Raw genomic sequence first — 23,891 nt, forward strand, 5'->3', positions numbered from 1 at the left:
ATGCCCCAGACCACCCTCGACATCGCCGCCGCCTGCCTGCTCGACGACGCCGGCCGCCTGCTGCTGGTGCGCAAGCGCGGCACCCGCGCCTTCATGCTCCCCGGCGGCAAGCGCGAGCCCGGCGAAAGCCCGTTGCAGGCGCTGCTGCGCGAACTGCAGGAAGAACTCGGCCTGAACCTGCCGGCCAGCGCCCTGCAGCCGCTGGGCAACTTCCAGGCCGCCGCGGCCAACGAGGCCGACACCCGCGTCGACGCCCACGTCTTCGTCGCCAGCCTGCCGCACGCGGTGAGCGCCGCCGCCGAACTGGAGGAACTGGCCTGGCTGGAGGACGGCCGCCACCCCGAGCCGCTGGCGCCGCTGCTGCGCGAAAAAGTCCTGCCGGCGCTGCGCGAACACCTCGCCGACTGACGAAAATCGTCAGAGGACCTGCATTTCGTCGGGTTTTTCCCTGCGACACCAGGTCCCACCCCACGCCTTTCCCGCCCTCTTCCGGCCACCCTCGCGCGGCCCTTGGCCATCTTCCGGCAACCCGCCTGGCATAGGGTTTTCAGCTATAAGGCCGGCCCCCGACCGGGTAGTCCGAACACATGTCATCGAACGCCCGCCGAGTCACATGGGCTTATCCACAAGCGACGGACGGTCAAAACACTGTCACGAAAAGTCGGTCAGAATGCGCGGAATTTTTTCGCGGACCAAAGGAAACCATCGCCCGCCGAAGAGCAACGGCGATCCAGCGGAGTCTGGGTTACATCCACAACCAGAAAGAAGACATGCCGAATGCGCAGTACCCTTTTGACATGCCTTTCCATAGGCTTGGCAGCCAGTTTGGCCGCCGTTGTAACCGGGGTGGAAGCTTCTCCACGGGCCACGCGTTCCTACGCGCCCGCCCCCCTCGAACTCCGTGTCCCGGTACAGGGCAAGGAGCTGCTGAGCATCGCCCCGCCGGCGAAGCAGCAGCCCAGTGACGCCCACCAGGTCACCCAGCGCGCCTTCAGCATGATCGGCACGCCCTACCGCTGGGGCGGCACCTCGCCCAAGGGTTTCGACTGCAGCGGCCTGGTCAAGTACGTGTTCCGCGACGTCGACGACGTCGAGCTGCCGCGCACCGCCCGGGCCATCTACCAGAGCAGCAACCCCAAGGTGGCGCGCCGCGACCTGCAGCCCGGCGACCTGGTGTTCTTCCGCATCCGCAGCCGCAACGTCGACCACGTGGGCATCTACGTCGGCAACGACCGCTTCGTCCACGCCCCGCGCCGCGGGCAGAAGGTGAAGGTGGCCAACCTCAACGACAAGTACTGGCAGCGCCATTACCTGGCGGCCAAGCGCGTGCTGCCGGAGACCCTGGCCAAGGCCGACCTGCCGGGCAATCGCTTCGAGTAAGGGCCCGCGCCGCAAGAACAAAGACGCCGTTTTCCCGGGCAGGGAAAACGGCGTTTTTCATGGGCGCGAGTGCCTTGCAGACCGCGCCAAAAGCTCTTCGTAGGAGCGAGCTTGCTCGCGAACACACTCCGCTGCGGGGCTCATTCGCGAGCAAGCTCGCTCCTACGAGAAGCCGTGCCCGCCGGAGTGGTAGTGCGCCGGGCCATTGCGTGCCTCATCACGCCCCACCACCCCGCCGCTCCCGCCGCGCCTGCTTGCGCAGCAGCCGCGCGCTGTCCCAGCCGGTGAGCAGGATGGCCAGCCAGATCGGCCCGTAGGTCCACAACTGCTGCGGCTGGAACGCCTCGCCGAGGAACAGCACCGCCAGCAGGAACAGCAGCATCGGCTCGACATAGCTGAGGATGCCGAACAGCCCCATGGGCAGCAGCCGGCTGGAGGCCATCATGGCGGCGAAGGCCAGAGCGCTGATCAGCCCCAGCATCGGCAGCAGCGCCCACAGCCGCGGCGTCTCGGCGAACACCTGGAGGTCGCCGAAGTGCCAGATGGTCCACAGGGCAAAGGGCAACAGCACCAGCATCTCGAAGACGAAGCCGGACAGCGCGTCCACGCCCATGCGCCGGCGCAGCATGAAATACGGTGGATAACCCAGGGCGGTGATCAGGCTGAACCAGGAGAAGGCGCGGGTCAGCCACAGCTCGTGGAGCACGCCGACCAGCGCGCAGGCCACGGCAATGCCCTGCAGCGGCGTCAGGCGCTCGCCGTAAAACAGCCGGCCGCAGAGCACCATGGTCAGCGGCAGCAGGAAGTAGCCCAGGGACAGCTGCAGGGTCTGGCCGACCATGGGCGCGTAGATGAACACGCCCCACTGCACCAGCATCATCGCCGCGCTCAGCGGGAAGCACAGCAGCAGCCAGCGCTCGCGCAGCAGGCGCCGGCCGGCATCGCGCAGCACGCCGCCCTGGCCGGTGAAGGCCACCAGCAGCAGGACCATGGGGATCGACCAGACCACCCGGTGCGCCACGATCTGGATGCTGTCCAGCGGCGCCAGCCAGCGCAGGTAGCCCGGCAGCGTGACGAAGAGCACCGAGGCGGCCAGGGAAAGGGCGACGCCGCGACCGGAAATGTTCATGCCACGGCCCTCCGCGCCAGCCCCAGGCGGTTCACCCAGAGCGACGCCACTATCACCCCGCCGCCCAGGGCCAGGCGGGCCAGGTCGGCATGTTCGTTCCAGATCAGCAGGTTGATCAGCAGCCCCACCGGCACGTGCAGGTTGTTCATCACCGCCAGGGTGCCGCCATCCACCAGGGTAGCCCCCTTGTTCCACCAGAACTGCCCGAGGGCGGTGGCCAGCAGGCCCATGAACAGCAGCACCAGCCACTGCACGTCGGTGGTCGGCAGCTTGGCCGGGTTGCCCAGCAGCGCCCAGCCGGGCAGCGCGACCAGCAGCGCGCCGACGAAGAAGTAGCCGAAGCGCCGGTACTGCGGGATGTCCGACGGGTAACGCGCCACCAGGTGCTTGTACAGCACCTGGCCGGCGGCGAAGGTGGCGTTGGCCAGTTGCAGCAGCAGGAAGCCCTCGATGAAGTCACCGCTGACGCCGTCGTAGCGGATGATCGCCGCGCCCAGCACGGCCACCGCCGCGGCCAGCAGCGCCCAGGGGTTGAAGCGGCGGTTCAGGGCGTCGTCGATCAGCGCCACGTGCAGCGGCGTGAGTACGGTGAACAGCAGCACCTCGGGCACCGTCAGCACCCGGAAGCTCTGGTACAGGCAGACGTAGGTGATGCCGAACTGCAGCGCGCCGACCAGCATCACCCCGCAGATGAAGCGCGGCGCCACCCCGCGCCAGCGCGTCAGCGGCAGGAACACCGCGCCGGCCAGCAGCACCCGGGTGAGCACGGCGAAATAGCTGTCGACCTGGCCGGCGAGGTATTCACCGATCAGGCTGAAGGAAAACGCCCAGAGGACGGTTACGAAAAGCAGGTAAGGCATGACCGGACAGGCGCACCGAAAAGGGGCGTGGAAAATAGCGGTTTTGCCGAGGCGAAGAAAGGGCCTGGGTGCTCTCCGGCATGAACGGGAGGTTCAGCGTCGACCTGTAGGAGCGGGCCCTGCCCGCGATTCGCGCGCAGGGCCCGCTCCTACATGGGAACGACGTGGATAGGATTCATCCGCGATCCCGCCGGCAGGGCCGGCGCCCCATGTCATCGCGAACCCCGGCAAAGAAAAAGCCCGATCGACATTCGCGGGGGAAGTGCGTCGACCGGGCGTCGCGCCCAGGAGCGACGGGCGCGCAAGTGGTAAGCCGGAATCTGGGGTCAGGCCACCGTGGCCAGTTGCTCGCGGGCCTTGGCCAGGCCTTTCTCGGCGAACTCGGCGCCCATGTTCAGGCCCTCGGCGTGGACGAAGGTGACGTCGTGGATGCCGATGAAGGCCAGGGCCTGGCGCAGGTAGGGTTCCTGGTGGTCCAGCGGGCCGCCGGCGTACACGCCGCCGCGGCTGGTCAGGATGTAGGCGCGCTTGCCGCCGAGCAGGCCCTGGGGACCGGTCTCGGTGTACTTGAAGGTGACGCCGGCGCGCAGCACGTGGTCCAGCCAGGACTTCAGGGTGCTGGGGATGGCGAAGTTGTACATGGGCGCGGCCAGCACCAGCACGTCGGCGGCCAGCAGCTCCCCGGTGAGCAGGTTGGAACGCTGCAGCGCGGCCTGCTCGGCGGCGCTGTGCTGCTCGGCCGGCTTCATCCAGCCGCCCAGCAGGTCGGCGTCCAGGTGCGGAACCTGTTCCAGCGCCAGGTCGCGGACCTGGATCTCGTCGGCGGGGTGGGCGGCGCGCCAGTTGGCGATGAATTCGGCGGTCAGTTGGCGGGAGACCGAACCTTGTTGGCGGGCGCTGCTTTCGATTACCAGAACACGGGACATGGGCTTGACCTCCAGCGGTCGTTTGCGTCGATGGAGGTCAGCTTATGGAATGACTTATCGATAAAAAAGCAGAAATAATTGCTTCAAAATATCGATTTAGTTGATTTGTACCGCATCTGCTCCTAGTCTGGAGAACATGCGCTGCCGGCTCAGGCCGGGTTGCAGGTCAGCTTGATGCGCAGCTTGATGATGGCGCGGCCGAAGCTGGCGGTGAGGTTGCTGGACTTGCCGGCGGCGAGCACCGTCTTGCGCACCTTGGGCGACTCCGGGCCGTTCTGGAACACCGCGGTGCAGGCCACGTCCTGCTTGCCGTAGTTCTGCAACAGCACGGCGCCCATGCTGTCGCCGATGTCCTGGGTCTGGACGTCGATCTCCGTGCCGTTGAGGGACTTCTCCACCTCGATCGGGTAGGCCAGGGCGGTCAACGGCAGCGACAGCAGCAACGCACAGCAGATTCTTTTCATGTGGCGGTCTCGCTCGGTTCAGGCAGAGCGCCAGATTAGACAAGAGGAGGCGAGGATGAAAGCGCCCCGCGTTACCCTGGATCAATGGCGCACGCTGCAGGCGGTGGTCGACCACGGCGGCTTCGCCCAGGCCGCCGAGGCCCTGCACCGCTCGCAGTCTTCCATCAGCTACACGGTGGCGCGCATGCAGGAGCAGCTCGGCGTGCCGCTGCTGCGCATCGACGGCCGCAAGGCGGTGCTCACCGAGGCCGGCGAGGTGCTGCTGCGGCGCTCGCGGCAACTGGTGAAGAGCGCCGGCCAGTTGGAGGAACTGGCCCACCACATGGAGCAGGGCTGGGAGCCGGAAGTGCGCCTGGTGGTGGATGCCGCCTACCCCACCCTGCGCCTGGTCCGCGCGCTGTCCGCGTTCGTGCCACAGAGCCGCGGCTGCCGCGTGCTGTTGCGCGAGGAGGTGCTTTCCGGCGTCGAAGAGGCGCTGCAGCAGGGCCATGCGGACCTGGCCATCAGCGGCCTGAACATCGCCGGCTACCTGGGCGCCGACCTGTGCACCGTGGAATTCGTCGCCGTGGCCAACCCGGACCATCCGCTGCACCGCCTGCAGCGCGAGCTGACGCACCAGGACCTGGAAACCCAGATGCAGGTGGTCATCCGCGACTCCGGCCGCCTGCAGCCGCGCGACGTCGGCTGGCTGGGCGCCGAGCAGCGCTGGACGGTGGGCAGCCTGGCCACCGCCGCCACCTTCGTCGGCAACGGCCTGGGCTTCGCCTGGCTGCCGCGGCACATGATCGAGCGCGAACTGCGCGACGGCTCGCTCAAGCCGCTGCCGCTGACCCAGGGCGTCACCCGCGAGAGCCGCTTCTATCTTTACCCGAACAAGGAAAAACCCCTGGGCCCGGCCACGCAGATCCTCGTCGAGCTGCTGAAGACCTTCGCCAACGTGCCCCTGGACGCCCCCTTCGCCGCGCCGCCGAGCGCCTGACCCGGAGAAGCGCCGATGCCCTACCTGCACCACGACGGCCAGCGCCTGTACTTCGAGGACAGCGGCCAGGGCACGCCCGTGCTGCTGGTGCACGGCCTGGGCTCGAGCAGCCGCGACTGGGAATACCAGGTGCCGGAGCTGCTCCGGCGCCACCGGGTGATCGCTCTCGACGTGCGCGGCCACGGCCAATCCGACAAGCCCCGCGAGCGCTACAGCATCGCCGGCTTCGCCGAGGACGTGGCGGCGCTGATCGAGGAACTGCGCCTGGCCCCGGTGCACCTGGTGGGCATCAGCATGGGCGGGATGATCGGCTTCGAGCTGGCCACCCGCCGGCCGGAACTGCTCAAGAGCCTGACCATCGTCAACAGCGCACCGGAAGTGAAGCCGCGCACCCTGCGCGAATACCTGGAAGTGGCGCGCCGGCTGTTCCTCGCCCACGTGCTGGGCCTGGACACCGTGGGCAAGGCCCTCGGCAAGCTGCTGTTCCCCAAGCCGGAGCAGGCCGACCTGCGGCGCAAGATCGAGCAACGCTGGCCGCAGAACGACAAACGCGCTTACCTTTCCAGCCTGCACGCCATCATCGGCTGGGGTGTGCAGGAGCGCCTGGGGCGCATAACCTGTCCGACGCTGGTGGTCAGCGCCGACCGCGACTACACCCCGGTGACGCTCAAGCAGGCCTACGTGGAGCGCCTGCCCAACGCGCGCCTGGTGGTGATCGAGGACTCGCGCCATGCCACCCCGCTGGACCAGCCGCAAGCCTTCAACAGCACCCTGCTCGACTTCCTCGAGCAGGTAGACCATTCCTAAAACATCTCAGGAAACATCCGCAAAATGACCCTGTTCAAACGCTTCCTGCTCGCCGCCTGTTCCCTCGTCCTGGCCACCTCGGCGCTCGCCGCCGACCCGGCGAAACCCCACGTGCTGCTGTCCACCACCCTGGGCGAGATCGAGGTGGAACTCGACAGCGCCAAGGCGCCGATCAGCGTGAAGAACTTCCTCGGCTACGTCGACAGCGGCTTCTACAACGGCACCATCTTCCACCGGGTGATCCCCGGCTTCATGGTGCAGACCGGCGGCTTCACCGAGAAGATGCAGGAGAAGGACACCGGCGAGCCGATCAAGAACGAGGCCGACAACGGCCTGCTCAACGCCCGCGGCACCCTGGCCATGGCCCGCACCAGCGACGTGGACTCGGCCACCAGCCAGTTCTTCGTCAACCTGACCGACAACGACTTCCTCGACCACGGCCAGCGCGACTTCGGCTACGCCGTGTTCGGCAAGGTCGTGCGCGGCATGGGCGTGGTCGACATGATCGCCAAGGTGCCCACCACCAACCGCGGCATGTACCAGAACGTGCCCGCCGAGCCGGTGGTCATACTCTCCGCCAAGCGTCTCTGAGAATCCCCGATTCCCACGCTGACGGAGGCCTGAAACGGCGGGCCCGGGACGGGCCCGCGACAACCGAGAGACATCATGCTCTACCGCCGCTTCGAAAAGCTCATCGACCCCTTCCGCGACGCCCCCGAGCACATGCCGCCGGCCGACGTCTGGCGCTTCTACACCTACTACCTGCGCCAGGTCTGGCCGGTGTTCTCGATCCTGCTGGTGGTCGGCCTGATCGTCGCCCTGATCGAGGTGGCGCTGTTCAGCTACCTGGGGCGCATCGTCGACCTCGCGCAGAACACCGCGCCCGCCGACTTCTTCCGCCTGCACGGCAACGAACTGGCCTGGATGGCCGCGGTGGCGCTGGTGCTGCGCCCACTGTTCAACGCCCTGCACGACATGCTGGTGCACCAGAGCATCAACCCCAGCATGACCAACCTGATCCGCTGGCAGAACCACCGCTACGTGCTCAAGCAGAGCCTGGGCTTCTTCCAGAACGACTTCGCCGGGCGCATCGCCCAGCGCATCATGCAGACCGGCAACTCGCTGCGCGACTCGGCGGTGCAGGTGGTGGACGCGCTCTGGCACGTGGCGATCTACACCCTCAGCGCCCTGGTGCTGTTCGCCGAGGCCGACTGGCGGCTGATGATCCCGCTGGTGCTCTGGGTGATCGCCTACGTCGGCGCCCTCGCCTACTTCGTGCCGCAGGTGAAGCGCCGCTCGGTGGCCGCCTCGGACTCGCGCTCCAAGCTGATGGGGCGCATCGTCGACGGCTACACCAACATCACCACCCTCAAGCTGTTCGCCCACACCCGCCAGGAAGAGGACTACGCCCGCGAAGCCATCGCCGAGCAGACGCACAAGGCCCAGCGCGCCGGGCGCGTGGTGACCTCCATGGACGTCAGCATCACCATCATGAACGGCATCCTCATCGCCGGCACCACGGGCCTGGCCCTGTGGCTGTGGAGCCAGGAACTGATCTCGGTGGGCGCCATCGCCCTGGCCACCAGCCTGGTGATCCGTATCAACAACATGTCCGGCTGGATCATGTGGGTGGTCGGCGGCATCTTCGAGAACATCGGCCAGGTGCAGGACGGCATGCAGACCATCGCCATCCCCCGCCAGGTGGTCGACGCGCCCGACGCCAAGCCGCTGGTGGTGGCGCGTGGCGAGGTGCGCTTCGACGAGGTGGACTTCAGCTACGGCAAGGGCAGCGGCCTGATCCAGGGCCTGGACCTGGTAGTGCGCCCGGGCGAGAAGATCGGCCTGGTCGGGCCCTCCGGCGCCGGCAAGTCGACCCTGGTCAACCTGCTGCTGCGCCTGTACGACATCGAGGGCGGGCGCATCCTGATCGACGACCAGGACATCGCCCACGTGACCCAGGAGAGCCTGCGCGCGCAGATCGGCATGGTCACCCAGGACACCTCGCTGCTGCACCGCTCGATCCGCGACAACCTGCTCTACGGCCGCCCCGGCGCCAGCGAGGAAGAACTGCAGGAGGCGGTGCGCAAGGCCCGCGCCAGCGAGTTCATCCCGCAGCTGTACGACGCCCAGGGCCGCACCGGCCTCGACGCCCACGTCGGCGAGCGCGGCGTGAAGCTCTCCGGCGGCCAGCGCCAGCGTATCGCCATCGCCCGCGTGCTGCTCAAGGACGCGCCCATCCTGATCCTCGACGAAGCCACCTCGGCGCTGGACTCGGAAGTGGAATCGGCCATCCAGGAAAGCCTGGAGACGCTGATGCAGGGCAAGACGGTGATCGCCATCGCCCACCGCCTCTCCACCATCGCCCGCATGGACCGCCTGGTGGTGCTGGAACACGGCCGCATCGTCGAAAGCGGCAGCCACGCCGAACTGATCGAACACGGCGGCCTCTACGCCCGCCTGTGGCGCCACCAGACCGGCGGGTTCGTGGGGGTGGATTAAGGCGGTGGCACCCCATGCCTCCGTAGGAGCGGACCTTGTCCGCGATCACCGGACGCCCCGGCGCGTTTCGCAGATGAGATCCGCTCCTACGGGTCGCCCCACGCGCGAATCCCGGCTACAACCAGACCGCATTCCAGAACGGATAATCGCCCACCCGCCGCACCAATCCAGCCCTCAATGGATTGGCCACCACATAACGCGCCACGCGGCGCAAATCCTCCTCCCGGCGCAAGCCACGGTCATGGAAAGCCGGGGCCCACACCTTTCCCTCCCGCCCCAATCGGCAATTGAAATTACGGCTGCTGACGGCCTTCAGACGGCCGATGCTCGCCTCCAGGCGTCCACCGGCACCGAGCTGGATCAGCCAATGCGCATGGTCGGGCATCAGCACCCAGGCGAGCAGTCTGTTGGTACCCAGTAACGTGCGGTTCTCGAAAGTGGCCGCAACCACACAGGCACCGGCGAAATGGCCGAAAAGCGCTTGCCGCTCGAAGGTGGTTGCGGTGACCAGGTAGACCGTTCCCGGCAGCGATATCCGGCCCTTGCGCAATGCACGATGGCCGGAGGTATGAATGGCGGAGAGTGCATCGTCCATGGTGAGGTTCCCGAGTTGGCTGGAACCACCTTCGCGGACAAGGTCCGCTCCTACGTAGAGGGTCGGCCCGGCGTTGCTGTGGGCAAGGGCGCATACATTCGTGGGAGAGAGCTGTCCGTTAATGAAGCCTTAAGCCTCTATCCCGAACCCTGCGACAAGTCGCCGCATCACCCCGGTCGATGATCATTAGCAAGCACATCAATTTCTCGCGTGGGGTGGTTCGGTGGTCATATCTGTTCCACGCCCCGCCACGCGGTGGACGCCTGACGCATCGCCCCCTGCCCGCCCCCGGACCCGCGGCCAGACATCGGATGCCAGTGCTCCAGGGCGGGGCTTCATCCCCTTCGCTATGAGGACCACCAGAATGAAGATTGCTTCTGTCGTATCGGCGGTGCTTTCCAGCCTCGCTCCCATGGTCTTCGCCCAGGACGCGATCAAGGAGCCGGGCGCCGACCTTCCGACGGTCGAATACCACTACGGCATGCCGCTGGACATCGACAAGGTGCTGCACCGTACCGACAACTCACACAAGGTGGGCATGGTCCCCGCCTACCTCGTGTACCAGGACCACGAGGGCACCACGCACCGCGTGCGCTTCCTCGAATGGGGCGGCCAGGCGAGCCACGTCTGAGCCCCACCCGGTCTCGGTCCCTGGCCGACTTGGCCACCCCGCGAGCCTGTCGTAGCGGCCGGGGGCCGACCTTCTACCCGACTTCCCCCTACTCAGCCTGCCGGTATGGCAGCGCCGCCCGCGCCTCCTCGGCGTAGGCGCGGATGCCGGCGCGTTCCTGGGCGAGGAAGTCGTCAACCGCGGCGCGCAGGCCCGGGTGCCCCAGTTGGTGCCAGGAGCGCGTGAGCACCGGCTCGAAGCCGCGGATCAGCTTGTGCTCGCCCTGGGCGCCGGCGTCGAAGCGGCGCAACCCGGCGGCTAGGGCGTAGTCCAGGCCCTGGTAGAAGCAGGTTTCGAAGTGCAGGCGGTCGTACTCCGCCAGGCAACCCCAGTAGCGCCCGTAGAGGGTGTCGCCATCCACCAGGCTGAAGGCCATGGCCACCGGCCGTCCGTTGCGGCGGGCGAAGACCACGCGGATCGCCTCGCCCATGCGCTCGGCCAGCAGGCTGAAGAACTCCCGCGTGAGGTACGGCGCCTGGCCGCGCACCTCGTAGGTGCTGGCGTAGCAGGCGTAGACGAAGTCCCAGTCGGCCTCGGCCAGTTCGGGTCCCTCCATCCAGCGGAACTCCATGCCCTGCCCGGCCACCTGCTCGCGCTCCTTGCGCAGTTGCTTGCGCTTGCGCGAGGCCAGTGCATCGAGGAAGTCCTGGAAATCCCGGTAGCCGCGGTTGAACCAGTGGTACTGGCAGCCCAGGCGTTCCAGCCAGCCGCCCTGCGCGGCGATCAGCCCATCGGCGCGCGGGTCGGTGAAGTTCACGTGCACGCCGGACCACACGCCTTCCGCGGTGCCCTCGGCCAGCACGCCCAGCAACTCGGCGATGCCCTCGTCCGAGCCCAGCAGGCGCGCACCGCTCACCGGCGAGAAGGGCACGCCCACCAGCAGCTTGGGGTAGTAGCGGATGCCGGCGCGCTGGCAGGCGTCCGCCCAGCCCCAGTCGAACACGTATTCGCCATAGGAATGCGCCTTCACATAGGCCGGCAGCGCCGCGCGCAGCCGCCCGGCGTCGTCGAGCAGCACATGGTGCGCCGGGCGCCAGCCGGTGCGCGCGGTGACGCTGCCGCTGTCCTCCAGGCTGGCGAGGAAGGCGTGGCGCAGGAACGGCTGGGCGTCCGGCAGCAGGGCGTCCCACTGGCCGGGCGCGAGGTCGCCGAGGCGGGAAAGTCTATGGATAGGCATGCCGACAGTCTGGCGCCGGGCGCGGCGGAAGAAAAGTGCCGCGGCGCCCTTCGTCGCCCCGTCCTTGCACGGCCGGCCCGCTGTTCTAAGGTGGGGATACGCGAAAGCACAGGCCCCGCCGCCGGCGGGACAGCCACGCCAGAGCGGCGCGGCGCCTGGCGCCGGCAATGGCGCAGGCGGCGCCCCCTGGCCCGACAGCGAGGTCCATGCCATGCAAACCCTGCAATGCACCCATCGCGACTACACCATCATCGCCCGCGTCTTCGAACACCCGGGGCTGCCCACGCCCTATGCCGGCGGCTGCCAGATCATCGCCCCGGACGGACGCAGCACACGGCGCCAGCCGCTGCCGACGAAGATGGCCTTCCTCGCCGATCTGGACGCCGCGCAGCACGCCTCCATCGCCCACGGCAAGTGGCTGGTGGACCAGAGCCTGGACAGCGACCGCGACCTGTTCCACTAGGCCTCAGTCGGCCAGGGCCTCGGCCTCGATCACCCCGCCCGGCTCGCCGAGCGGCCGCTGCAGGGCCAGGAACTGCTGCGCCGAGAGTCGCCAGGACTGCCCGGCTGCCCACTCGGCGCAGGCCTGGCGGTCCAGCGCCAGGGCGCGCAGGGAGGCCTTGCCCAGGTCGGGATCGATGGCTCCGGTGACGCCCTCCTCCAGCACGTCCAGCGGGCCCGCCACCGGGAAGGCAGCCACCGGCGTGCCGCAGGCCAGGGCCTCGTACATCACCAGGCCGAGGGTGTCGGTGCGCGAGGGGAACACCAGCACGCTGGCCCCGCGATAGGCCTCGGCCAGGGCCTCGCCATGGCGGTAGCCGAGGAATTCCACCTGGGGATAACGCGCCTGCAGCTCGCCGCGTGAGGGGCCGTCGCCCACCACCCGCTTGAGCCCGGGCAGCTCCAGGTCGAGGAAGGCTTCCAGGTTCTTCTCCGGCGCCAGGCGCCCGACATAGAGGAACACCGGGCCCTCGGCGGGTCCCGGTCCCGCCTGGAATTGTGTGGTATCCACGCCCTTGCGCCATAACTCCAGACCTTGCACGCCCCAGTCGGTGAAGGCGCCGCGCATGCGCTCGCTGCTCACCAGCACTGCTGCGCTGGGCGCGTGAAAGCGGCGCAGCATGGCATAGCCGAAGGACAGCGGCAGCCAGGGCCAGCGGTTGTTCAGGTATTCCGGGAAGCGCGTGTGGATCGCCGTAGTGAAGGCCAGGCCGCGGCGCAACAGCCAGCGCCGCGCGGCCCAGCCCAACGGGCCCTCGGTGGCCAGGTGCACGCAGTCCGGGGCGAAGGCCTCGATGGCCGGGCCGACCTTCCACAGGTCCCAGGCCAGGGGGATTTCCGGGTAGCTCGGGCAGGGCCGGCTGCGGAACTCGGCCGGCGACAGCAGGCGCACCTGGTGCCCCATGGCCTCCAGTTCGGCGACCAGCGCGCGCAGGCTGGTCACCACGCCGTTCACCTGCGGCGCCCAGGCGTCGCTGACGATCAGCAGCCTCATGCCGCCGGCTCGGCGACGATGGCCTCGCTGGCGCCCTGGAGCTGCTCCTCGGCCAGGCGGTAGAGCTGGATGCTGCCGTCCCAGTGCTCGATCAGCGCCGTGCAGGACTCCACCCAGTCGCCGCAGTTGAGGTACTCCACCTCGCCGATCTGGCGGATCTCCGCGTGGTGGATGTGCCCGCAGACCACGCCGTTCAGCCCGCGCTTGTGGACTTCGTGGGCAATGGCTTCCTCGAAGTCGCTGATGAAGTTCACTGCGGTCTTCACCTTGTGCTTCAGGTACGCCGACAGCGACCAGTAGCCATAGCCGTAGCGGCTGCGCCAGTGGTTCAGCCAGCGGTTGAGGGTCAGGGTGAACTCGTAGGCCGAGTCGCCGAGGAACGCCAGCCAGCGGTGGTAGCGGGTGATGACGTCGAACTGGTCGCCGTGGATCACCAGCAGGCGGCGGCCGTCGGCGGTGGTGTGCTCGATCTCGTCGACCAGGCGGATGTTGCCCAGCAGCAGCGTGGAATAGCGGCGCAGGAACTCGTCGTGGTTGCCGGTGACGTAGATCACCTCGGTGCCGCGCTTGCTCATGGTCAGCAGGCGGCGGATCACGTTGGTGTGCGCCTGCGGCCAGTAGATGCCGCCGCGCAGCTTCCAGCCGTCGATGATGTCGCCCACCAGGTAGATGCGCTCGGCGTGGTAGCGCTTGAGGAAGCCCGCCAGGTGCTCGGCCTGGCAGTCGCGCGTGCCCAGGTGGACGTCGGATATCCACAGGGTGCGCACCCGTTGTTTCTTGGTCGGCATCAGGCGTTGGGCGCTGGTCATGGGCGGCCTCCGGCGGGGTTTAGTCGATTTTCCGGCCCGGCGGTGACCCGCGCGTGACGGCCGCGCGACAGTCCCGTGACAGCCTGCGCCGCGCTAGACTGTGGGCCTGCCCCCGGAGCCCGCCATGAGCCAGATCCTCTCCCTGCGCCGTTACAGCCACGAGCACCTCGCCCACAGCCACGACCACGCGCAGCTGGTCCTGGGGCTGTCCGGCGACCTGGAATTCGAGGTCGGCGGCCTGGGCAGCCGCGTCACCCGCCAGCACTTCGCGGTGGTGCCGCGCGGCGCGCACCACGCCTGCGCCGCCCCCGGCGGCAGCCAGTGCCTGGTGTTCGACCTGGAGGACGAGGACCTGCTGCGCGGCCTGGGCGAACACGCGCAGAGCATCCGCCGTCTGCTGGAACGCCCCGCCGCCCTGGCCCTGAACCCGGCCCAGGGGCAACTGGTGAACTGGCTGGCCGCCAGCCCCCTGCAGGACCCGGTGATCGCCCGCCAGGGCGCCCTGCTGCTGCTCGCCAGCCTGGCTGGCATGCACGCCGCCGAGGAGCCGACGCGCCTGCCGCTGGCCAGCCTGGACGCCTACGTCGACCGCCACGCCAGGCACCCGCTGCAGGTCGCCGACCTGGCGCGGCTGGCCGGGCTGTCGGCGGCGCGCTTCCACGCCCGCTTCCTCGCCGAGACCGGGCAAACACCCATGGACTACGTGCGCCAACGCCGCCTGCAACTGGGCCGCGAGCTGCTCTGCGCCACGCACCTGGCGGTGGGCGAAATCGCCGCGCGGGTCGGCTATGCCTCGCAGAGCGCCTTCACCGCCGCGCTGGTCCGCCAGTTCGGCAGCACACCGCGGCAGATCCGCCGCGAGGCGCGCGACAATTCCCGCTAGCCGCGCGACAGACAAACGCCCCGCCACGCCCTAGACTGCCGCTCCATCATTGAGAAGATGAGCTGAGGAGATCGGCGATGTCGGCAGAGACCATCGAGTGGCAGGATTTCGAGCGCGTCGAACTGCGCGTGGGCACCATCGTCCACGCCGAACCCAACAGCAAGGCGCGCAAGCCGGCGTACATCCTGCAGGTCGACCTCGGCCCGCTGGGGCTGAAGACCTCCAGCGCGCAGATCACCGCGCACTATTCCCTCGACGAGCTGCTCGGCCGCCAGGTCCTGTGCGTCTGCAACTTCGCCCCCAAGTCGATCGCCGGGGTGCGCTCGGAAGTGCTGGTCACCGGCGTCTACGACAGCGACGACAAAGTGGTGCTGGCCGGCTTCGACAAGCCGCTGCCCAACGGCGCGCGCCTGGCCTGAGGCCTTTCACCGCCGGGCGACTGGCCCATCGAGCACCTGCGATCCTGCGATAGATAGAGAAGCAATGCGCGTTCCCCGACTGACACCCCGCTCGGCCCTGATCGGCCTGCACGTAGGCGCCCTGATGTTCGGCCTGAGCGGCATCTTCGGCAAACTCATCCTCGCCGCCCCGCTGGTGATCGTCTTCGGCCGCGCGCTGTTCGGCCTGGCGGCCCTGGGCGGCGCCTTCGCCGGACACCTGGCGGCGCAACCGCGGCCAAGCCTGCGCCAGGCCGCCGCGCTGGCCGGCAGCGGGCTGCTGCTGTGCGCGCACTGGCTGACCTTCTTCCTCGCGGTGAAGGTGGGCAACGTCGCCGTGGCCACCCTGGGTTTCGCCAGCTTCCCGGCCTTCACCGTGTTGCTGGAGGGGCTGCTGTTCCGCGAACGCATCCGCCGCGCCGAGTACCTGGTGGTGGGGCTGGTGTGCCTGGGCCTGGTGCTGGTGACGCCGAACCTGGACTTCAGCCAGGGCGCCACCGCCGGGCTGTTCTGGGGCATAGTCTCGGGCCTGCTGTTCGCCTTGCTGTCACTGGCCAACCGCGCCAGCGTGCGCGGGCTGGACCCGATCCTCTCGGCCTTCGCGCAGAACCTCACCATCGTCCTCTGCCTGGCGCCGCTGGCCCTGTTCGAACTACCCGCGGTGCGGGCGCTGGACTGGTTGTGGCTGGTGCTGCTGGGGGTACTGTGCACGGGCGTGGCGCACAGCCTGTTCGTCGCCAGCCTGCAACTGATCAAGGCGCGCACCGCGGCGGTGATCTTCGCCCTGGAACCGGTCTACGGCATCGCCTTCGCCGCCGTGCTGTTCGGCGAGCAGCCGAGCCTGCGGATGCTGGCCGGTGGCGCGCTGATCATCTTCGCCACCTTTCTCAGTGCGCGGAGTGCGGCTTAGCCTGTGTTGCCGGGACGTCCGGCGTGGCCGGTGAATCCAATCGCGGACGGAGTCCGCTCCTACGCCCGTGCTTCCCTGGAGCTGTAGGAGCAACTGTCTTGCCCAGCGCACCGGGGCGCTTTTCGTAGGATGGGTTGAGCCTGCGATACCCATCGGACCATGGCGATGGGTATCGCTTCGCTCAACGCCATCCTGCGGGGCACTGCCGGAAGGTGCAGGACTCTGTCCGCGATTCGGCGAATACGCCGTAGACGTTTCAGGATGGCTCCGGACTCAGCCCCGCTCCGAACGGCCCCCTCTCCCTCCGGGAGAGGGCTGGGGTGAGGGCATGATTCCGCTCCAATAGCGTCGGAAAAAATAAGAAGGCCACCCCGCAGCATGCGTAACCCGACTCCTTGCCCTGGGGAGGGATTGCCAAGGACTCACCGCACGATTGCCTGCGAAGCGGCCTGTTCGGTCCGGCCCGGGGCCGGTTGTTTCAGTTGATGCTGTAGCCTCGCCCATTCAGGCAGGCACCCAGCGCCCGCCGGTAGGTATCCGCCACGCCCGGCACCGGCGCCTGGCTGGCCGCGGCCGGGTCGAAGCCGCTCTGGCCCACGGCCCAGGTATGGCACTCGTAGCGGTCACGGCTCTGCTGGTCGGGCGTCTGCCCGCGCGCCGGGTAGGCGATCACGTCGTAGCTCACGCCTGCCGGCGCCTGCTGCACCGCCGGCGGCGGCTCCACCACCACATATTCGCGGCGGTCGGCGTTCCACAGGTAGTAGGTGCCCGCGGCAACGAAATAGAGCGCACTGCCGATCCACAGCGACCGTGCGTAATCCGGCAGGCCGTGGCCATGCCCGGGGCCCGGCCCCCAACCATGCCCCGGGCCGGGACCATAACCGGGCGGCCCGGCCACGGCGGCGGCCGACAGGCTCAGGGCCAGGACAGCGGCGATCGACTTGAGCACAGCTTGCGACGACATCTTGATTGCACCTCCGGACACGGGCGCCCAAGCGCCCGCCTTTCATGGTGCCTATCATCGCTCGTCCGGGGCCTGTCGGTTGTCAGCGCTTGGTAAAGACTGGGTAAAACAACCGATACATCGCCCGCCGGCGCAGGCGATGCAGCCGATGGCGGGGCGGCTAGAGGGGCTCGCGGCTGGCGACGCCGTCCACCAGGCGGGCGATGCCCAGCGGGTTGGCGTCCTTGAGGGCGGGGGGTAGCAGTGCGTCGGGGTAGTTCTGGTAGCACACCGGGCGCAGGAAGCGGTCGATGGCCAGGGTGCCCACCGAGGTGCCGCGGGCGTCCGAGGTGGCCGGATAGGGGCCGCCGTGGACCATGGCGTCGCAGACTTCCACGCCGGTCGGGTAGCCGTTGAGCAGCAGGCGCCCGGCCTTGCGTTCGAGCAGAGGCACCAGGGCGGCGAAGCGCGAAAAGTCCTCCGGCTCGGCGATCAGGGTCGCGGTGAGCTGGCCGCGCAGCCCCTGCAGGGCACGCTGCAGCTCGGCGGCATCGGCCACTTCGACGACCACGGTGACCGGCCCGAAGACCTCCTCCTGGAGCAACTCGTCGCCTTCCACCAGCAGGCGCGCGTCGGCCTGGAACAGCTGTGGCAACGCCTGGCGGCCCTGCTGCGGCTGGCCGGCCAGATGGCGGATGCCGACGTGCGCGTGCAGGGCGGCGATGCCGCGTTCGTAGCTCTTCAGGGTGCCGGTGTTGAGCATGGTCTGCGCCGGCTGGTCGGCCATGCGCCCGGCGAGGCTGGCGACGAAGGCGGAGAACTCGGCCGAGGCGATGCCGATCACCATGCCGGGGTTGGTGCAGAACTGCCCGCAGCCAAGCACCACCGAGGCGGCCAGGTCCGCAGCCACCTGCTCGCCGCGCGCCGCCAGCGCCGCCGGCAGCGCCAGCACCGGGTTGATGCTGCTCATCTCGGCGAACACCGGGATCGGCTGCGGCCGGGCCGCGGCCAGGTCGCACAGCGCGCGGCCGCCCTTGAGCGAGCCGGTGAAGCCGACGGCCTGGATCGCCGGGTGCTTGACCAACTGTTCGCCGACGCCGCCGCCGTAGATCATGTTGAACACTCCGGCCGGCATGCCGGTGGCCTGCGCTGCGCGGACGATGGCCGAAGCGACGTGCTCGGCGGTCGCCATGTGTCCGCTGTGGGCCTTGAACACCACCGGGCAACCGGCGGCCAGCGCCGCTGCGGTGTCGCCGCCGGCGGTGGAGAACGCCAGCGGGAAGTTGCTGGCGCCGAACACCGCCACCGGGCCGACGCCGATGCGGCACTGGCGCAGGTCCGGACGCGGCAGCGGCTGGCGTTCCGGCAGCGCGCGGTCGATGCGCGCGCCGTGGTAGTCGCCGCGGCGCAGCACCTGGGCGAACAGGCGCAGCTGGTTGCTGGTGCGAGCGCGCTCGCCCTGGATACGCGCCGCCGGCAAGGCGGTCTCGCGGCAGACGATGGCGATGAAGTCCTCGCCCAGGGCATCCAGATCGGCGGCGATGGCGTCGAGGAATTCGGCGCGGCGCGCGTCGGGCAGCGCGCGGTAGGCCGGGAAGGCCGCTTCGGCGGCGAGCGCGGCGGCGTCCACCTCTTCCGGGGTGGCCTGGTGGAAGCTGTAGGGCAGCGCCTCGCCGGTGCCGGCGTCGAGGCTTTGCAGGGTCAGGTTGCCCTGGGCGGTGCGTGCGCCGCCGATGAAATTGTGTCCGAACATGCTGGTCTCCTGCAAAAGATTGCCAGGCCTCGTGAGCCTGGCGCGGCCCCGGAGGGCGTGAGAAGTGGGGCGTGATGCCCCTGGGAAGAGGCCGGCGGGCGCGGGTAGGCGCCCGTCGGTGACGGCGGATCAGGTGATGGCGCCGATCTGCCAGGGCACGAATTCGTTCTGGCCGTATCCGTGCAGTTCGCTCTTGCTGCGTTCGCCGGAGGCGATGCGCAGCATCAGGCGGAAGATGTGCTCGCCGCGTTCCTCGATGCTGGTGGAGCCGTCGGCGATGCCGCCGCAGTTGACGTCCATGTCCTCCTCCTGGCGCTCCCACAGGCGCGAGTTGGTAGCCAGCTTGATCGACGGCGACGGCGCGCAGCCATAGGCCGAGCCACGCCCGGTGGTGAAGGCGATCAGGTTGGCGCCGCCGGCGACCTGGCCGGTGGCGGAGATCGGGTCGTAGCCGGGGGTGTCCATGAACACCAGGCCGTGGGCGCGCACCTGCTCGGCGTATTCGTAGACGTCCACCAGGTTGCTGGAGCCGGCCTTGGCCACCGCGCCCAGGGACTTCTCCAGGATGGTGGTCAGCCCGCCGGCCTTGTTGCCGGCCGAGGGGTTGTTGTTCAGCTCGGCGCCCATGCGCTCGCAGTAGGCTTCCCACCAGCGGATGCGGGCGATCAGTTTCTCGCCCACTTCGCGGCTCACCGCGCGGCGCGTCAGCAGGTGTTCGGCGCCGTAGATCTCCGGGGTTTCCGAGAGGATCGCGGTGCCGCCGGCGCTCACCAGGCGGTCCACCGCGTTGCCCAGCGCCGGGTTGGCGGTGATGCCCGAGTAGCCGTCGGAGCCGCCGCACTGCAGGCCCACGGTCAGGTAGCGCGCGCTGACCGGCTCGCGTTGCACGCGGTTGGCCATGGGCAGCAGGCTCTTCACCTGCTCGATGCCGCTGGCCACGGTCTTCGCCGTGCCGCCGCTGTCCTGGATGGTGAAGGTGCGCAGCTGCTCGCCGCTGCTCAATCCCTGGGCCGCCAGCAGGTCGGGAATCTGGTTGGTCTCGCAGCCTAGGCCGATCATCAGCACCGCGGCGAAGTTCGGGTGTATCGCATAGCCGCCGAGGGTCTGGCGCAGCATGGCCAGGGCCTCGCCGCCCGGATCGACGGCGCAGCCCACGCCGTGGGTCAGGGCCACCACGCCGTCGACGTTGGGGTAGTCGGCCAGCGCGGCAGGGTTGATGTCGCGGCGGAAGTGGTCGGCGATGGCCCGCGCCACCGTGGCCGAGCAGTTCACCGAGGTGAGGATGCCGATGTAGTTGCGCGTGGCGACGCGGCCATCGGCGCGGCGGATGCCGAGGAAGCTCTCTTCACGCGACGGCGCTGCGGCCACGGCATCGACGCCGAAGGCGTAGTCGCGGGCGAAGTCGCCCATGGCCAGGTTGTGCACGTGGACGTGTTCGCCGGCCTCGATCGTCCGGCTGGCGAAGCCGATGATCTGGCCGTAGCGGCGCAGCGGCTGGCCCGCCTCGATGCGCCGGGTGGCGACCTTGTGCCCGGCGGGGATCGCCTCGCGCAGCTTCAGCCCCTTCCCTGCCAGCTCAAGGCCGGCGGGCAGGGCCAGGCGGGCGATCAGCACGTCGTCCAGCGGGTTCAGGCGGATAACGGCGTTGGCGGTGCTTGGCCCGCCGGTTCTGCTTATCAGTTCCATTACAGCAACCTCACATCGGCGGGCCGGCTCAGGCCAGCCCGCGCTCACGGTAGTCGATCAGGCTGGAGAACAGCACCAGGCCGAGGGCCATCACGACGAAGAAGATCAGGGCCAGGAAGTAGGAGCCGGTGAACTGCACGATCAGGCCGATGAGGATCGGCACTATCACCCCGACCATGTTGCCGCCGAAGTTCATGCTGCCGCCCAGCACGCCGGCGCGCGACTTGCCGCCGAGGATCGCCGGCAGGCACCAGTACATGCCGCACCAGCGGATGAAGAAGAGCGCGACGCAGAGCAGCGCGATGACCCCGGCGGCATCGGCGGTGTAGGCCACCAGCAGGATGCACAGCGAGGCGATCATGGCCGAGCCGGCGAACATGCTGCGCATCACCCGGTTCGGCGCGCCGCCGGCGGCCTTCCACTTGTCGGCCAGCCAGCCGCCGACCAGTTCGCCGACGAAGCCGCAGATGAAGATCAGGAAGGTGGCCCCGCCCATGGCCTTGATGTCGAGGCCGTGGGCCTGGTGCAGGTAGCTCGGCATCCAGGTCATCAGGCCGTAGAACACGCTGTTGTAGCACATGTACCCGCAGATCATGGCCAGCACCGAGCGGTCGCGGAGCATCTCGCGCAGCACCGCCTTGCGGCCCTGGCCATGCTCGCGGGCAGCGGCCTCGTTGGCCTCGCGGATGTGCCGCAGTTCTTCCTCGTTCACCCCGGGATGTTCGGCGGGGTTGTTGCGGATGTACCACCAGGCCCAGAGGCCGACCACCACGGTGCCGATGCCGGCGATGACGAAGGCGGTGCGCCAGGAGCCGAACCAGGAAATCAACCCGGCGATGATGATCGCGCCCAGGGCGGTGCCCAGCGGTGCGCCGCCGTCCACCAGGGTGGCGCCGCGGCCGCGCTCGTTGGGCGTCAGCCAGGCGCCGTTGAGCTTGGCCCCGGCGGGCATGATCGGCGACTCGGCGACGCCCAGGCCGATGCGCGTGGCCAGCAGCAGTATCCAGTTGTGCGAGGCCGCGCCCAGGGCCTGGAAGCTGCCCCAGGCGACGGTGGCGATGCCGACGATGTTGCGCGCCTGGAAGCGGTCCAGGAGCATGCCGGCGGGAATCTGCATCAGCGCGTAGGACCAGAAGAACGAGCTGAGCAGCAGGCCTTCCAGGGCCGGGGTCAGGTTGAATTCCTGGGAGATCAGCGGCAGCGCCACCGACAGCGAGGCGCGGTCGATGTAGTTGATCGCCGCGAGCAGCAGCAGGAGCAGGAAGATCCGCCAGCGCACCGTGGTGGCCTGGGCCACGCGGGCGGGAGCGACATCGGCGTACAACGTCTGGGCGTTGGTGGTTTTCATGGCCGTCTCTTTCTTATGTTTGTTATGGGCACCCGCGCGGCCATGGCCGTGCGGGTGGACGTAGCGCGGCGGCGGAGCCCGGCCGGGGCTCCGCGCGTCGCTCAGAGCGGGACGACGCCGCCGGCGGCGAACACCGGCTCGACCTGCTCGATGGCATTGACCAGCGGCTCGCCGAACTCGGCCAGGCTGATCTCGAAGCGGTCGCCCGCCCGGGTGCGTACCCCGTCGGCGAAGGACAGCGTGGCAGTACCGAAGAAGTGCACGTGCACATCGCCGGGGCGGAGGAACTGGGCGTACTTGAAGTGGTGGTACTCCAGGTTCTCCAGGCTGTGGCACATGTTGTCCTCGCCGGAGAGGAAGGCCTTTTCCCAGACGACCTGGCCGTCGCGCAGGATACGGCTGCGGCCTTCGAGGTGGCGCGGCAGTTCGCCGACCCGCAGCTCGGGCCCGTAGGAGCAGCTGCGCAGCTTGGAGTGCGCCAGGTACAGGTAGTTGCGGCGTTCCATCACGTGGTCGGAGAACTCGTTGCCCAGGGCGAAGCCCAGGCGGTACGGCCGGCCGTCGTCGCCGATCACGTAGAGGCCGGTGAGTTCGGGCTCCTCGCCGGCGTCCTCGGCGAACCCGGGGACGCGGAAGGCGCCGCCGGGCGGCACCACGATGCTGCCGTCGCCCTTGTAGAACCATTCCGGCTGCACGCCCACCGAGCCGGGCGCCGGACGGCCACCCTCGATGCCCCAGCGGAAGATGCGCATGGTGTCGGTGAGGGCGCTGTCGTCCTCGTCCTTCTGCTGGTGCATCTTGTCGCGGGTGGAGGCGCTGCCCAGGTGGGTCAGCCCGGTGCCGCTGATCAGGCAGTGGGCGGGGTCCTCGTGGTCCAGCGGCGGCAGTACCCGGCCGACCTCCAGCAGTTGAGCGTAGGTCTCGGCGCAGGGCTCGCTGCCGCGCGCCAGCACTTCGTCGCCCAGGCTGCGGTCGGCGCGGATCGCCGCCAGGGCCAGTTCCCGGGTGCTGGAGCAGTCGCGCAGGGTCTCGACCTGTTGGCCTTCGACGACGCCGACCCGGCGGCAGCCCTGGTCGGTGAGGAATTGGATCAGTCTCATGATTCGGCTCGCATTGTTATCGTCCAACGGCCCTGCGCAGGAACCTCGTGGGAGCCACTGTAAATTCGCGGGCAAATGCTGCCTAATGAGAGCTGCTGATTGAGCGATAACTTTTCCTCATCCCCCATGCTGCCCTCGCTGACCACCATCGCCTCGCGCCTGCGCCTGAAGCAGCTGCGCCTGCTGATCGCCCTCGACGAACACGGCTCGCTGCACAAGGCCGCCGAAGCGGTGGCCATCACCCAGCCCGGCGCCACCAAGGCGCTGCACGAAATCGAGTCGACCCTCGGCGCGACGCTTTTCGAGCGCACGCCCAAGGGCCTGCAGCCGAACGACCTGGGGCGCTGCGTGATCCGCTACGCGCGGCTGATCCACACCGACCTGGCGCACCTGCGCGAGGAAATGCTGGGCATCCTCCAGGGCCACGGCGGACGGCTCTCGGTGGGAGTGATCATGGGCGCCGTGCCCATGCTGGTGGAGGGCCTGGCGCGGCTGCGGCACAAGCAGCCGGAGCTGTCGGTGGAAATAGTCGAGGACACCAGTGCGCGCCTGCTCAGCCTGCTCGACCAGGGCCGCCTGGACCTGGCCATCTGCCGCACCAGCGTCAGCCGGCGGCCGGACAACTACGAATGCCGGGCCCTGGAACAGGAAGGCCTGGCCCTGGTGGCCAACCCGCGCCACCCGCTGGCCGGGGCGTATTCGCTGGAGCTGGCCGACGTGGCCGCCTACCGCTGGGTGGTGTTCCCGGTGAACATGCCGATGCGCCTGCTGCTGGAGCGGGAATTCCGCGAAGCCGGGCTGCCCTTCCCGCCCTACCCCGTCGAGACCTCGTCCACCTTCACCACCCTGAGCCTGCTGCTGGAGGACGAGGCGCTGGTGGCGCTGATGCCGGTGGACGTGGCGCGCGTGGGCCTGGATGCAGGGCTCATCACCCGCCTGGCGCTGAACGTGAAGACGCGCAGCGAACCCTACGAGGTGGTCACTCGCAAGGGCGCCAGCCTGTCGGTGCCGGCGCAGTTGCTGATCGACGAATTCGCCTGA

At 68.9% G+C, this 23,891-nt stretch carries 25 protein-coding genes; 12 read left to right on the plus strand and 13 right to left on the minus strand.

Going from position 1 to position 23,891, the window contains the following annotated elements; all coding sequences use genetic code 11:
* Positions 1-408, plus strand: a complete 408-nt coding sequence (locus tag ACTWJ5_RS23155; RefSeq protein ID WP_444436638.1) for an NUDIX hydrolase — start codon at positions 1-3, stop codon at positions 406-408.
* A gap of 369 nt (positions 409-777) precedes the next feature.
* Entirely contained in the window at positions 778-1,380 is a 603-nt protein-coding gene (locus ACTWJ5_RS23160; RefSeq protein WP_074977254.1) for a C40 family peptidase, read from the plus strand.
* Between the two features lie 217 nt (positions 1,381-1,597).
* Here the strand turns inward: ACTWJ5_RS23160 and rarD are convergent, their stop codons facing one another.
* From rarD to ACTWJ5_RS23180, 4 genes are all read right to left on the minus strand, one after another.
* Complete coding sequence (gene rarD / locus ACTWJ5_RS23165) at positions 1,598-2,509, minus strand: EamA family transporter RarD (protein WP_116423156.1); 912 nt, start codon at positions 2,507-2,509, stop codon at positions 1,598-1,600.
* Positions 2,506-3,369 carry a carboxylate/amino acid/amine transporter gene (locus tag ACTWJ5_RS23170; protein WP_116423155.1) on the minus strand — a complete coding sequence of 288 codons (864 nt, stop codon included), beginning with the start codon at positions 3,367-3,369 and terminating at the stop codon, positions 2,506-2,508. The genes rarD and ACTWJ5_RS23170 overlap by 4 nt, the downstream gene beginning before the upstream one ends.
* Positions 3,370-3,695: 326 nt before the next feature.
* Complete coding sequence (locus tag ACTWJ5_RS23175; RefSeq protein WP_444436639.1) at positions 3,696-4,295, minus strand: FMN-dependent NADH-azoreductase; 600 nt, start codon at positions 4,293-4,295, stop codon at positions 3,696-3,698.
* 149 nt (positions 4,296-4,444) lie between these two features.
* On the minus strand, positions 4,445-4,759 hold the full coding sequence (locus ACTWJ5_RS23180; protein WP_009623635.1) for a hypothetical protein: 315 nt from the start codon (positions 4,757-4,759) through the stop codon (positions 4,445-4,447).
* Between the two features lie 55 nt (positions 4,760-4,814).
* Between ACTWJ5_RS23180 and ACTWJ5_RS23185 the strand changes: the two genes are divergently transcribed.
* The 4 genes from ACTWJ5_RS23185 to ACTWJ5_RS23200 all read left to right on the plus strand — a co-directional run bounded on the left by ACTWJ5_RS23185 (position 4,815) and on the right by ACTWJ5_RS23200 (position 9,044).
* On the plus strand, positions 4,815-5,738 hold the full coding sequence (locus ACTWJ5_RS23185) for a LysR family transcriptional regulator (RefSeq protein WP_249917377.1): 924 nt from the start codon (positions 4,815-4,817) through the stop codon (positions 5,736-5,738).
* A 15-nt stretch (positions 5,739-5,753) separates the two neighbouring features.
* Positions 5,754-6,545 (plus strand): alpha/beta fold hydrolase, encoded by a 792-nt coding sequence (locus ACTWJ5_RS23190; RefSeq protein WP_009623639.1) that lies wholly within the window; start codon positions 5,754-5,756, stop codon positions 6,543-6,545.
* Positions 6,546-6,575: 30 nt separating this feature from the next.
* Positions 6,576-7,136, plus strand: coding sequence for a peptidylprolyl isomerase (locus tag ACTWJ5_RS23195; protein ID WP_043318144.1), 561 nt, complete (start codon positions 6,576-6,578; stop codon positions 7,134-7,136).
* A gap of 75 nt (positions 7,137-7,211) precedes the next feature.
* The gene (locus tag ACTWJ5_RS23200; protein ID WP_074977264.1) at positions 7,212-9,044 is read left to right on the plus strand and encodes an ABC transporter ATP-binding protein; all 1,833 of its coding nucleotides are present in this window, start codon (positions 7,212-7,214) and stop codon (positions 9,042-9,044) included.
* Between the two features lie 115 nt (positions 9,045-9,159).
* Here ACTWJ5_RS23200 and ACTWJ5_RS23205 read toward each other — a convergent pair whose 3' ends face one another.
* Positions 9,160-9,639: an REP-associated tyrosine transposase gene (locus ACTWJ5_RS23205; protein WP_444436640.1), complete on the minus strand. Its 480-nt coding sequence runs from the start codon at positions 9,637-9,639 to the stop codon at positions 9,160-9,162.
* Between the two features lie 364 nt (positions 9,640-10,003).
* Here ACTWJ5_RS23205 and ACTWJ5_RS23210 point away from each other — a divergent pair, with 364 nt between their 5' ends.
* Positions 10,004-10,270 carry a DUF2790 domain-containing protein gene (locus ACTWJ5_RS23210; protein ID WP_043270980.1) on the plus strand — a complete coding sequence of 89 codons (267 nt, stop codon included), beginning with the start codon at positions 10,004-10,006 and terminating at the stop codon, positions 10,268-10,270.
* A gap of 88 nt (positions 10,271-10,358) precedes the next feature.
* Here the strand turns inward: ACTWJ5_RS23210 and ACTWJ5_RS23215 are convergent, their stop codons facing one another.
* The gene (locus ACTWJ5_RS23215; protein ID WP_116423151.1) at positions 10,359-11,486 is read right to left on the minus strand and encodes a GNAT family N-acetyltransferase; all 1,128 of its coding nucleotides are present in this window, start codon (positions 11,484-11,486) and stop codon (positions 10,359-10,361) included.
* A 211-nt stretch (positions 11,487-11,697) separates the two neighbouring features.
* On the opposite strand from ACTWJ5_RS23215, the gene ACTWJ5_RS23220 reads away from it, so the two are divergent.
* Positions 11,698-11,949, plus strand: coding sequence for a hypothetical protein (locus ACTWJ5_RS23220; protein WP_009620418.1), 252 nt, complete (start codon positions 11,698-11,700; stop codon positions 11,947-11,949).
* 3 nt (positions 11,950-11,952) lie between these two features.
* Here the strand turns inward: ACTWJ5_RS23220 and ACTWJ5_RS23225 are convergent, their stop codons facing one another.
* On the minus strand, positions 11,953-12,981 hold the full coding sequence (locus ACTWJ5_RS23225) for a glycosyltransferase family 4 protein (RefSeq protein ID WP_444436641.1): 1,029 nt from the start codon (positions 12,979-12,981) through the stop codon (positions 11,953-11,955).
* A complete protein-coding gene (locus tag ACTWJ5_RS23230; RefSeq protein WP_116423149.1) occupies positions 12,978-13,790 on the minus strand; it encodes a UDP-2,3-diacylglucosamine diphosphatase in 813 nt (270 codons plus the stop codon). The genes ACTWJ5_RS23225 and ACTWJ5_RS23230 overlap by 4 nt, the downstream gene beginning before the upstream one ends.
* Before the next feature lie 124 nt (positions 13,791-13,914).
* On the opposite strand from ACTWJ5_RS23230, the gene ACTWJ5_RS23235 reads away from it, so the two are divergent.
* The 3 genes from ACTWJ5_RS23235 (at position 13,915) to ACTWJ5_RS23245 (ending at position 16,020) form a co-directional block, all read left to right on the plus strand.
* Positions 13,915-14,673, plus strand: a complete 759-nt coding sequence (locus ACTWJ5_RS23235; RefSeq protein WP_444436642.1) for an AraC family transcriptional regulator — start codon at positions 13,915-13,917, stop codon at positions 14,671-14,673.
* 77 nt (positions 14,674-14,750) lie between these two features.
* Entirely contained in the window at positions 14,751-15,092 is a 342-nt protein-coding gene (locus ACTWJ5_RS23240) for a tRNA-binding protein (protein WP_009620426.1), read from the plus strand.
* 64 nt (positions 15,093-15,156) lie between these two features.
* Positions 15,157-16,020 (plus strand): DMT family transporter, encoded by an 864-nt coding sequence (locus tag ACTWJ5_RS23245; RefSeq protein ID WP_083426718.1) that lies wholly within the window; start codon positions 15,157-15,159, stop codon positions 16,018-16,020.
* Positions 16,021-16,498: 478 nt separating this feature from the next.
* Here ACTWJ5_RS23245 and ACTWJ5_RS23250 read toward each other — a convergent pair whose 3' ends face one another.
* The 5 genes from ACTWJ5_RS23250 to araD1 all read right to left on the minus strand — a co-directional run bounded on the left by ACTWJ5_RS23250 (position 16,499) and on the right by araD1 (position 22,850).
* Positions 16,499-16,984 (minus strand): hypothetical protein, encoded by a 486-nt coding sequence (locus ACTWJ5_RS23250; RefSeq protein WP_074977273.1) that lies wholly within the window; start codon positions 16,982-16,984, stop codon positions 16,499-16,501.
* A 160-nt stretch (positions 16,985-17,144) separates the two neighbouring features.
* Entirely contained in the window at positions 17,145-18,716 is a 1,572-nt protein-coding gene (locus tag ACTWJ5_RS23255) for an aldehyde dehydrogenase (NADP(+)) (protein ID WP_444436643.1), read from the minus strand.
* Between the two features lie 129 nt (positions 18,717-18,845).
* Entirely contained in the window at positions 18,846-20,402 is a 1,557-nt protein-coding gene (locus tag ACTWJ5_RS23260) for a UxaA family hydrolase (RefSeq protein WP_444436644.1), read from the minus strand.
* A gap of 28 nt (positions 20,403-20,430) precedes the next feature.
* Entirely contained in the window at positions 20,431-21,750 is a 1,320-nt protein-coding gene (locus tag ACTWJ5_RS23265; protein WP_256512232.1) for an MFS transporter, read from the minus strand.
* 101 nt (positions 21,751-21,851) lie between these two features.
* Positions 21,852-22,850, minus strand: coding sequence for an AraD1 family protein (araD1, locus tag ACTWJ5_RS23270; RefSeq protein WP_444436646.1), 999 nt, complete (start codon positions 22,848-22,850; stop codon positions 21,852-21,854).
* Between the two features lie 126 nt (positions 22,851-22,976).
* Between araD1 and ACTWJ5_RS23275 the strand changes: the two genes are divergently transcribed.
* On the plus strand, positions 22,977-23,891 hold the full coding sequence (locus tag ACTWJ5_RS23275) for a LysR family transcriptional regulator (RefSeq protein WP_444439648.1): 915 nt from the start codon (positions 22,977-22,979) through the stop codon (positions 23,889-23,891).

The sequence above is a fragment of the Pseudomonas sp. A6 genome (assembly GCF_052367875.1).
GTDB lineage: Bacteria > Pseudomonadota > Gammaproteobacteria > Pseudomonadales > Pseudomonadaceae > Pseudomonas > Pseudomonas citronellolis.

Coding starts and splice junctions, on each gene's coding strand:
- ACTWJ5_RS23215 (WP_116423151.1), bottom strand. CDS start 11,486: ATGCCTATCCATAGACTTTCCCGCCTCGGCGACCTCGCGCCCGGCCAG.
- ACTWJ5_RS23275 (WP_444439648.1), top strand. CDS start 22,977: ATGCTGCCCTCGCTGACCACCATCGCCTCGCGCCTGCGCCTGAAGCAG.
- ACTWJ5_RS23225 (WP_444436641.1), bottom strand. CDS start 12,981: ATGAGGCTGCTGATCGTCAGCGACGCCTGGGCGCCGCAGGTGAACGGC.
- ACTWJ5_RS23160 (WP_074977254.1), top strand. CDS start 778: ATGCGCAGTACCCTTTTGACATGCCTTTCCATAGGCTTGGCAGCCAGT.
- rarD (WP_116423156.1), bottom strand. CDS start 2,509: ATGAACATTTCCGGTCGCGGCGTCGCCCTTTCCCTGGCCGCCTCGGTG.
- ACTWJ5_RS23185 (WP_249917377.1), top strand. CDS start 4,815: ATGAAAGCGCCCCGCGTTACCCTGGATCAATGGCGCACGCTGCAGGCG.
- ACTWJ5_RS23245 (WP_083426718.1), top strand. CDS start 15,157: ATGCGCGTTCCCCGACTGACACCCCGCTCGGCCCTGATCGGCCTGCAC.
- ACTWJ5_RS23265 (WP_256512232.1), bottom strand. CDS start 21,750: ATGAAAACCACCAACGCCCAGACGTTGTACGCCGATGTCGCTCCCGCC.
- ACTWJ5_RS23230 (WP_116423149.1), bottom strand. CDS start 13,790: ATGACCAGCGCCCAACGCCTGATGCCGACCAAGAAACAACGGGTGCGC.
- ACTWJ5_RS23170 (WP_116423155.1), bottom strand. CDS start 3,369: ATGCCTTACCTGCTTTTCGTAACCGTCCTCTGGGCGTTTTCCTTCAGC.
- ACTWJ5_RS23235 (WP_444436642.1), top strand. CDS start 13,915: ATGAGCCAGATCCTCTCCCTGCGCCGTTACAGCCACGAGCACCTCGCC.
- ACTWJ5_RS23155 (WP_444436638.1), top strand. CDS start 1: ATGCCCCAGACCACCCTCGACATCGCCGCCGCCTGCCTGCTCGACGAC.
- ACTWJ5_RS23180 (WP_009623635.1), bottom strand. CDS start 4,759: ATGAAAAGAATCTGCTGTGCGTTGCTGCTGTCGCTGCCGTTGACCGCC.
- araD1 (WP_444436646.1), bottom strand. CDS start 22,850: ATGAGACTGATCCAATTCCTCACCGACCAGGGCTGCCGCCGGGTCGGC.
- ACTWJ5_RS23260 (WP_444436644.1), bottom strand. CDS start 20,402: ATGGAACTGATAAGCAGAACCGGCGGGCCAAGCACCGCCAACGCCGTT.
- ACTWJ5_RS23200 (WP_074977264.1), top strand. CDS start 7,212: ATGCTCTACCGCCGCTTCGAAAAGCTCATCGACCCCTTCCGCGACGCC.
- ACTWJ5_RS23240 (WP_009620426.1), top strand. CDS start 14,751: ATGTCGGCAGAGACCATCGAGTGGCAGGATTTCGAGCGCGTCGAACTG.
- ACTWJ5_RS23190 (WP_009623639.1), top strand. CDS start 5,754: ATGCCCTACCTGCACCACGACGGCCAGCGCCTGTACTTCGAGGACAGC.
- ACTWJ5_RS23220 (WP_009620418.1), top strand. CDS start 11,698: ATGCAAACCCTGCAATGCACCCATCGCGACTACACCATCATCGCCCGC.
- ACTWJ5_RS23210 (WP_043270980.1), top strand. CDS start 10,004: ATGAAGATTGCTTCTGTCGTATCGGCGGTGCTTTCCAGCCTCGCTCCC.
- ACTWJ5_RS23250 (WP_074977273.1), bottom strand. CDS start 16,984: ATGTCGTCGCAAGCTGTGCTCAAGTCGATCGCCGCTGTCCTGGCCCTG.
- ACTWJ5_RS23255 (WP_444436643.1), bottom strand. CDS start 18,716: ATGTTCGGACACAATTTCATCGGCGGCGCACGCACCGCCCAGGGCAAC.
- ACTWJ5_RS23205 (WP_444436640.1), bottom strand. CDS start 9,639: ATGGACGATGCACTCTCCGCCATTCATACCTCCGGCCATCGTGCATTG.
- ACTWJ5_RS23175 (WP_444436639.1), bottom strand. CDS start 4,295: ATGTCCCGTGTTCTGGTAATCGAAAGCAGCGCCCGCCAACAAGGTTCG.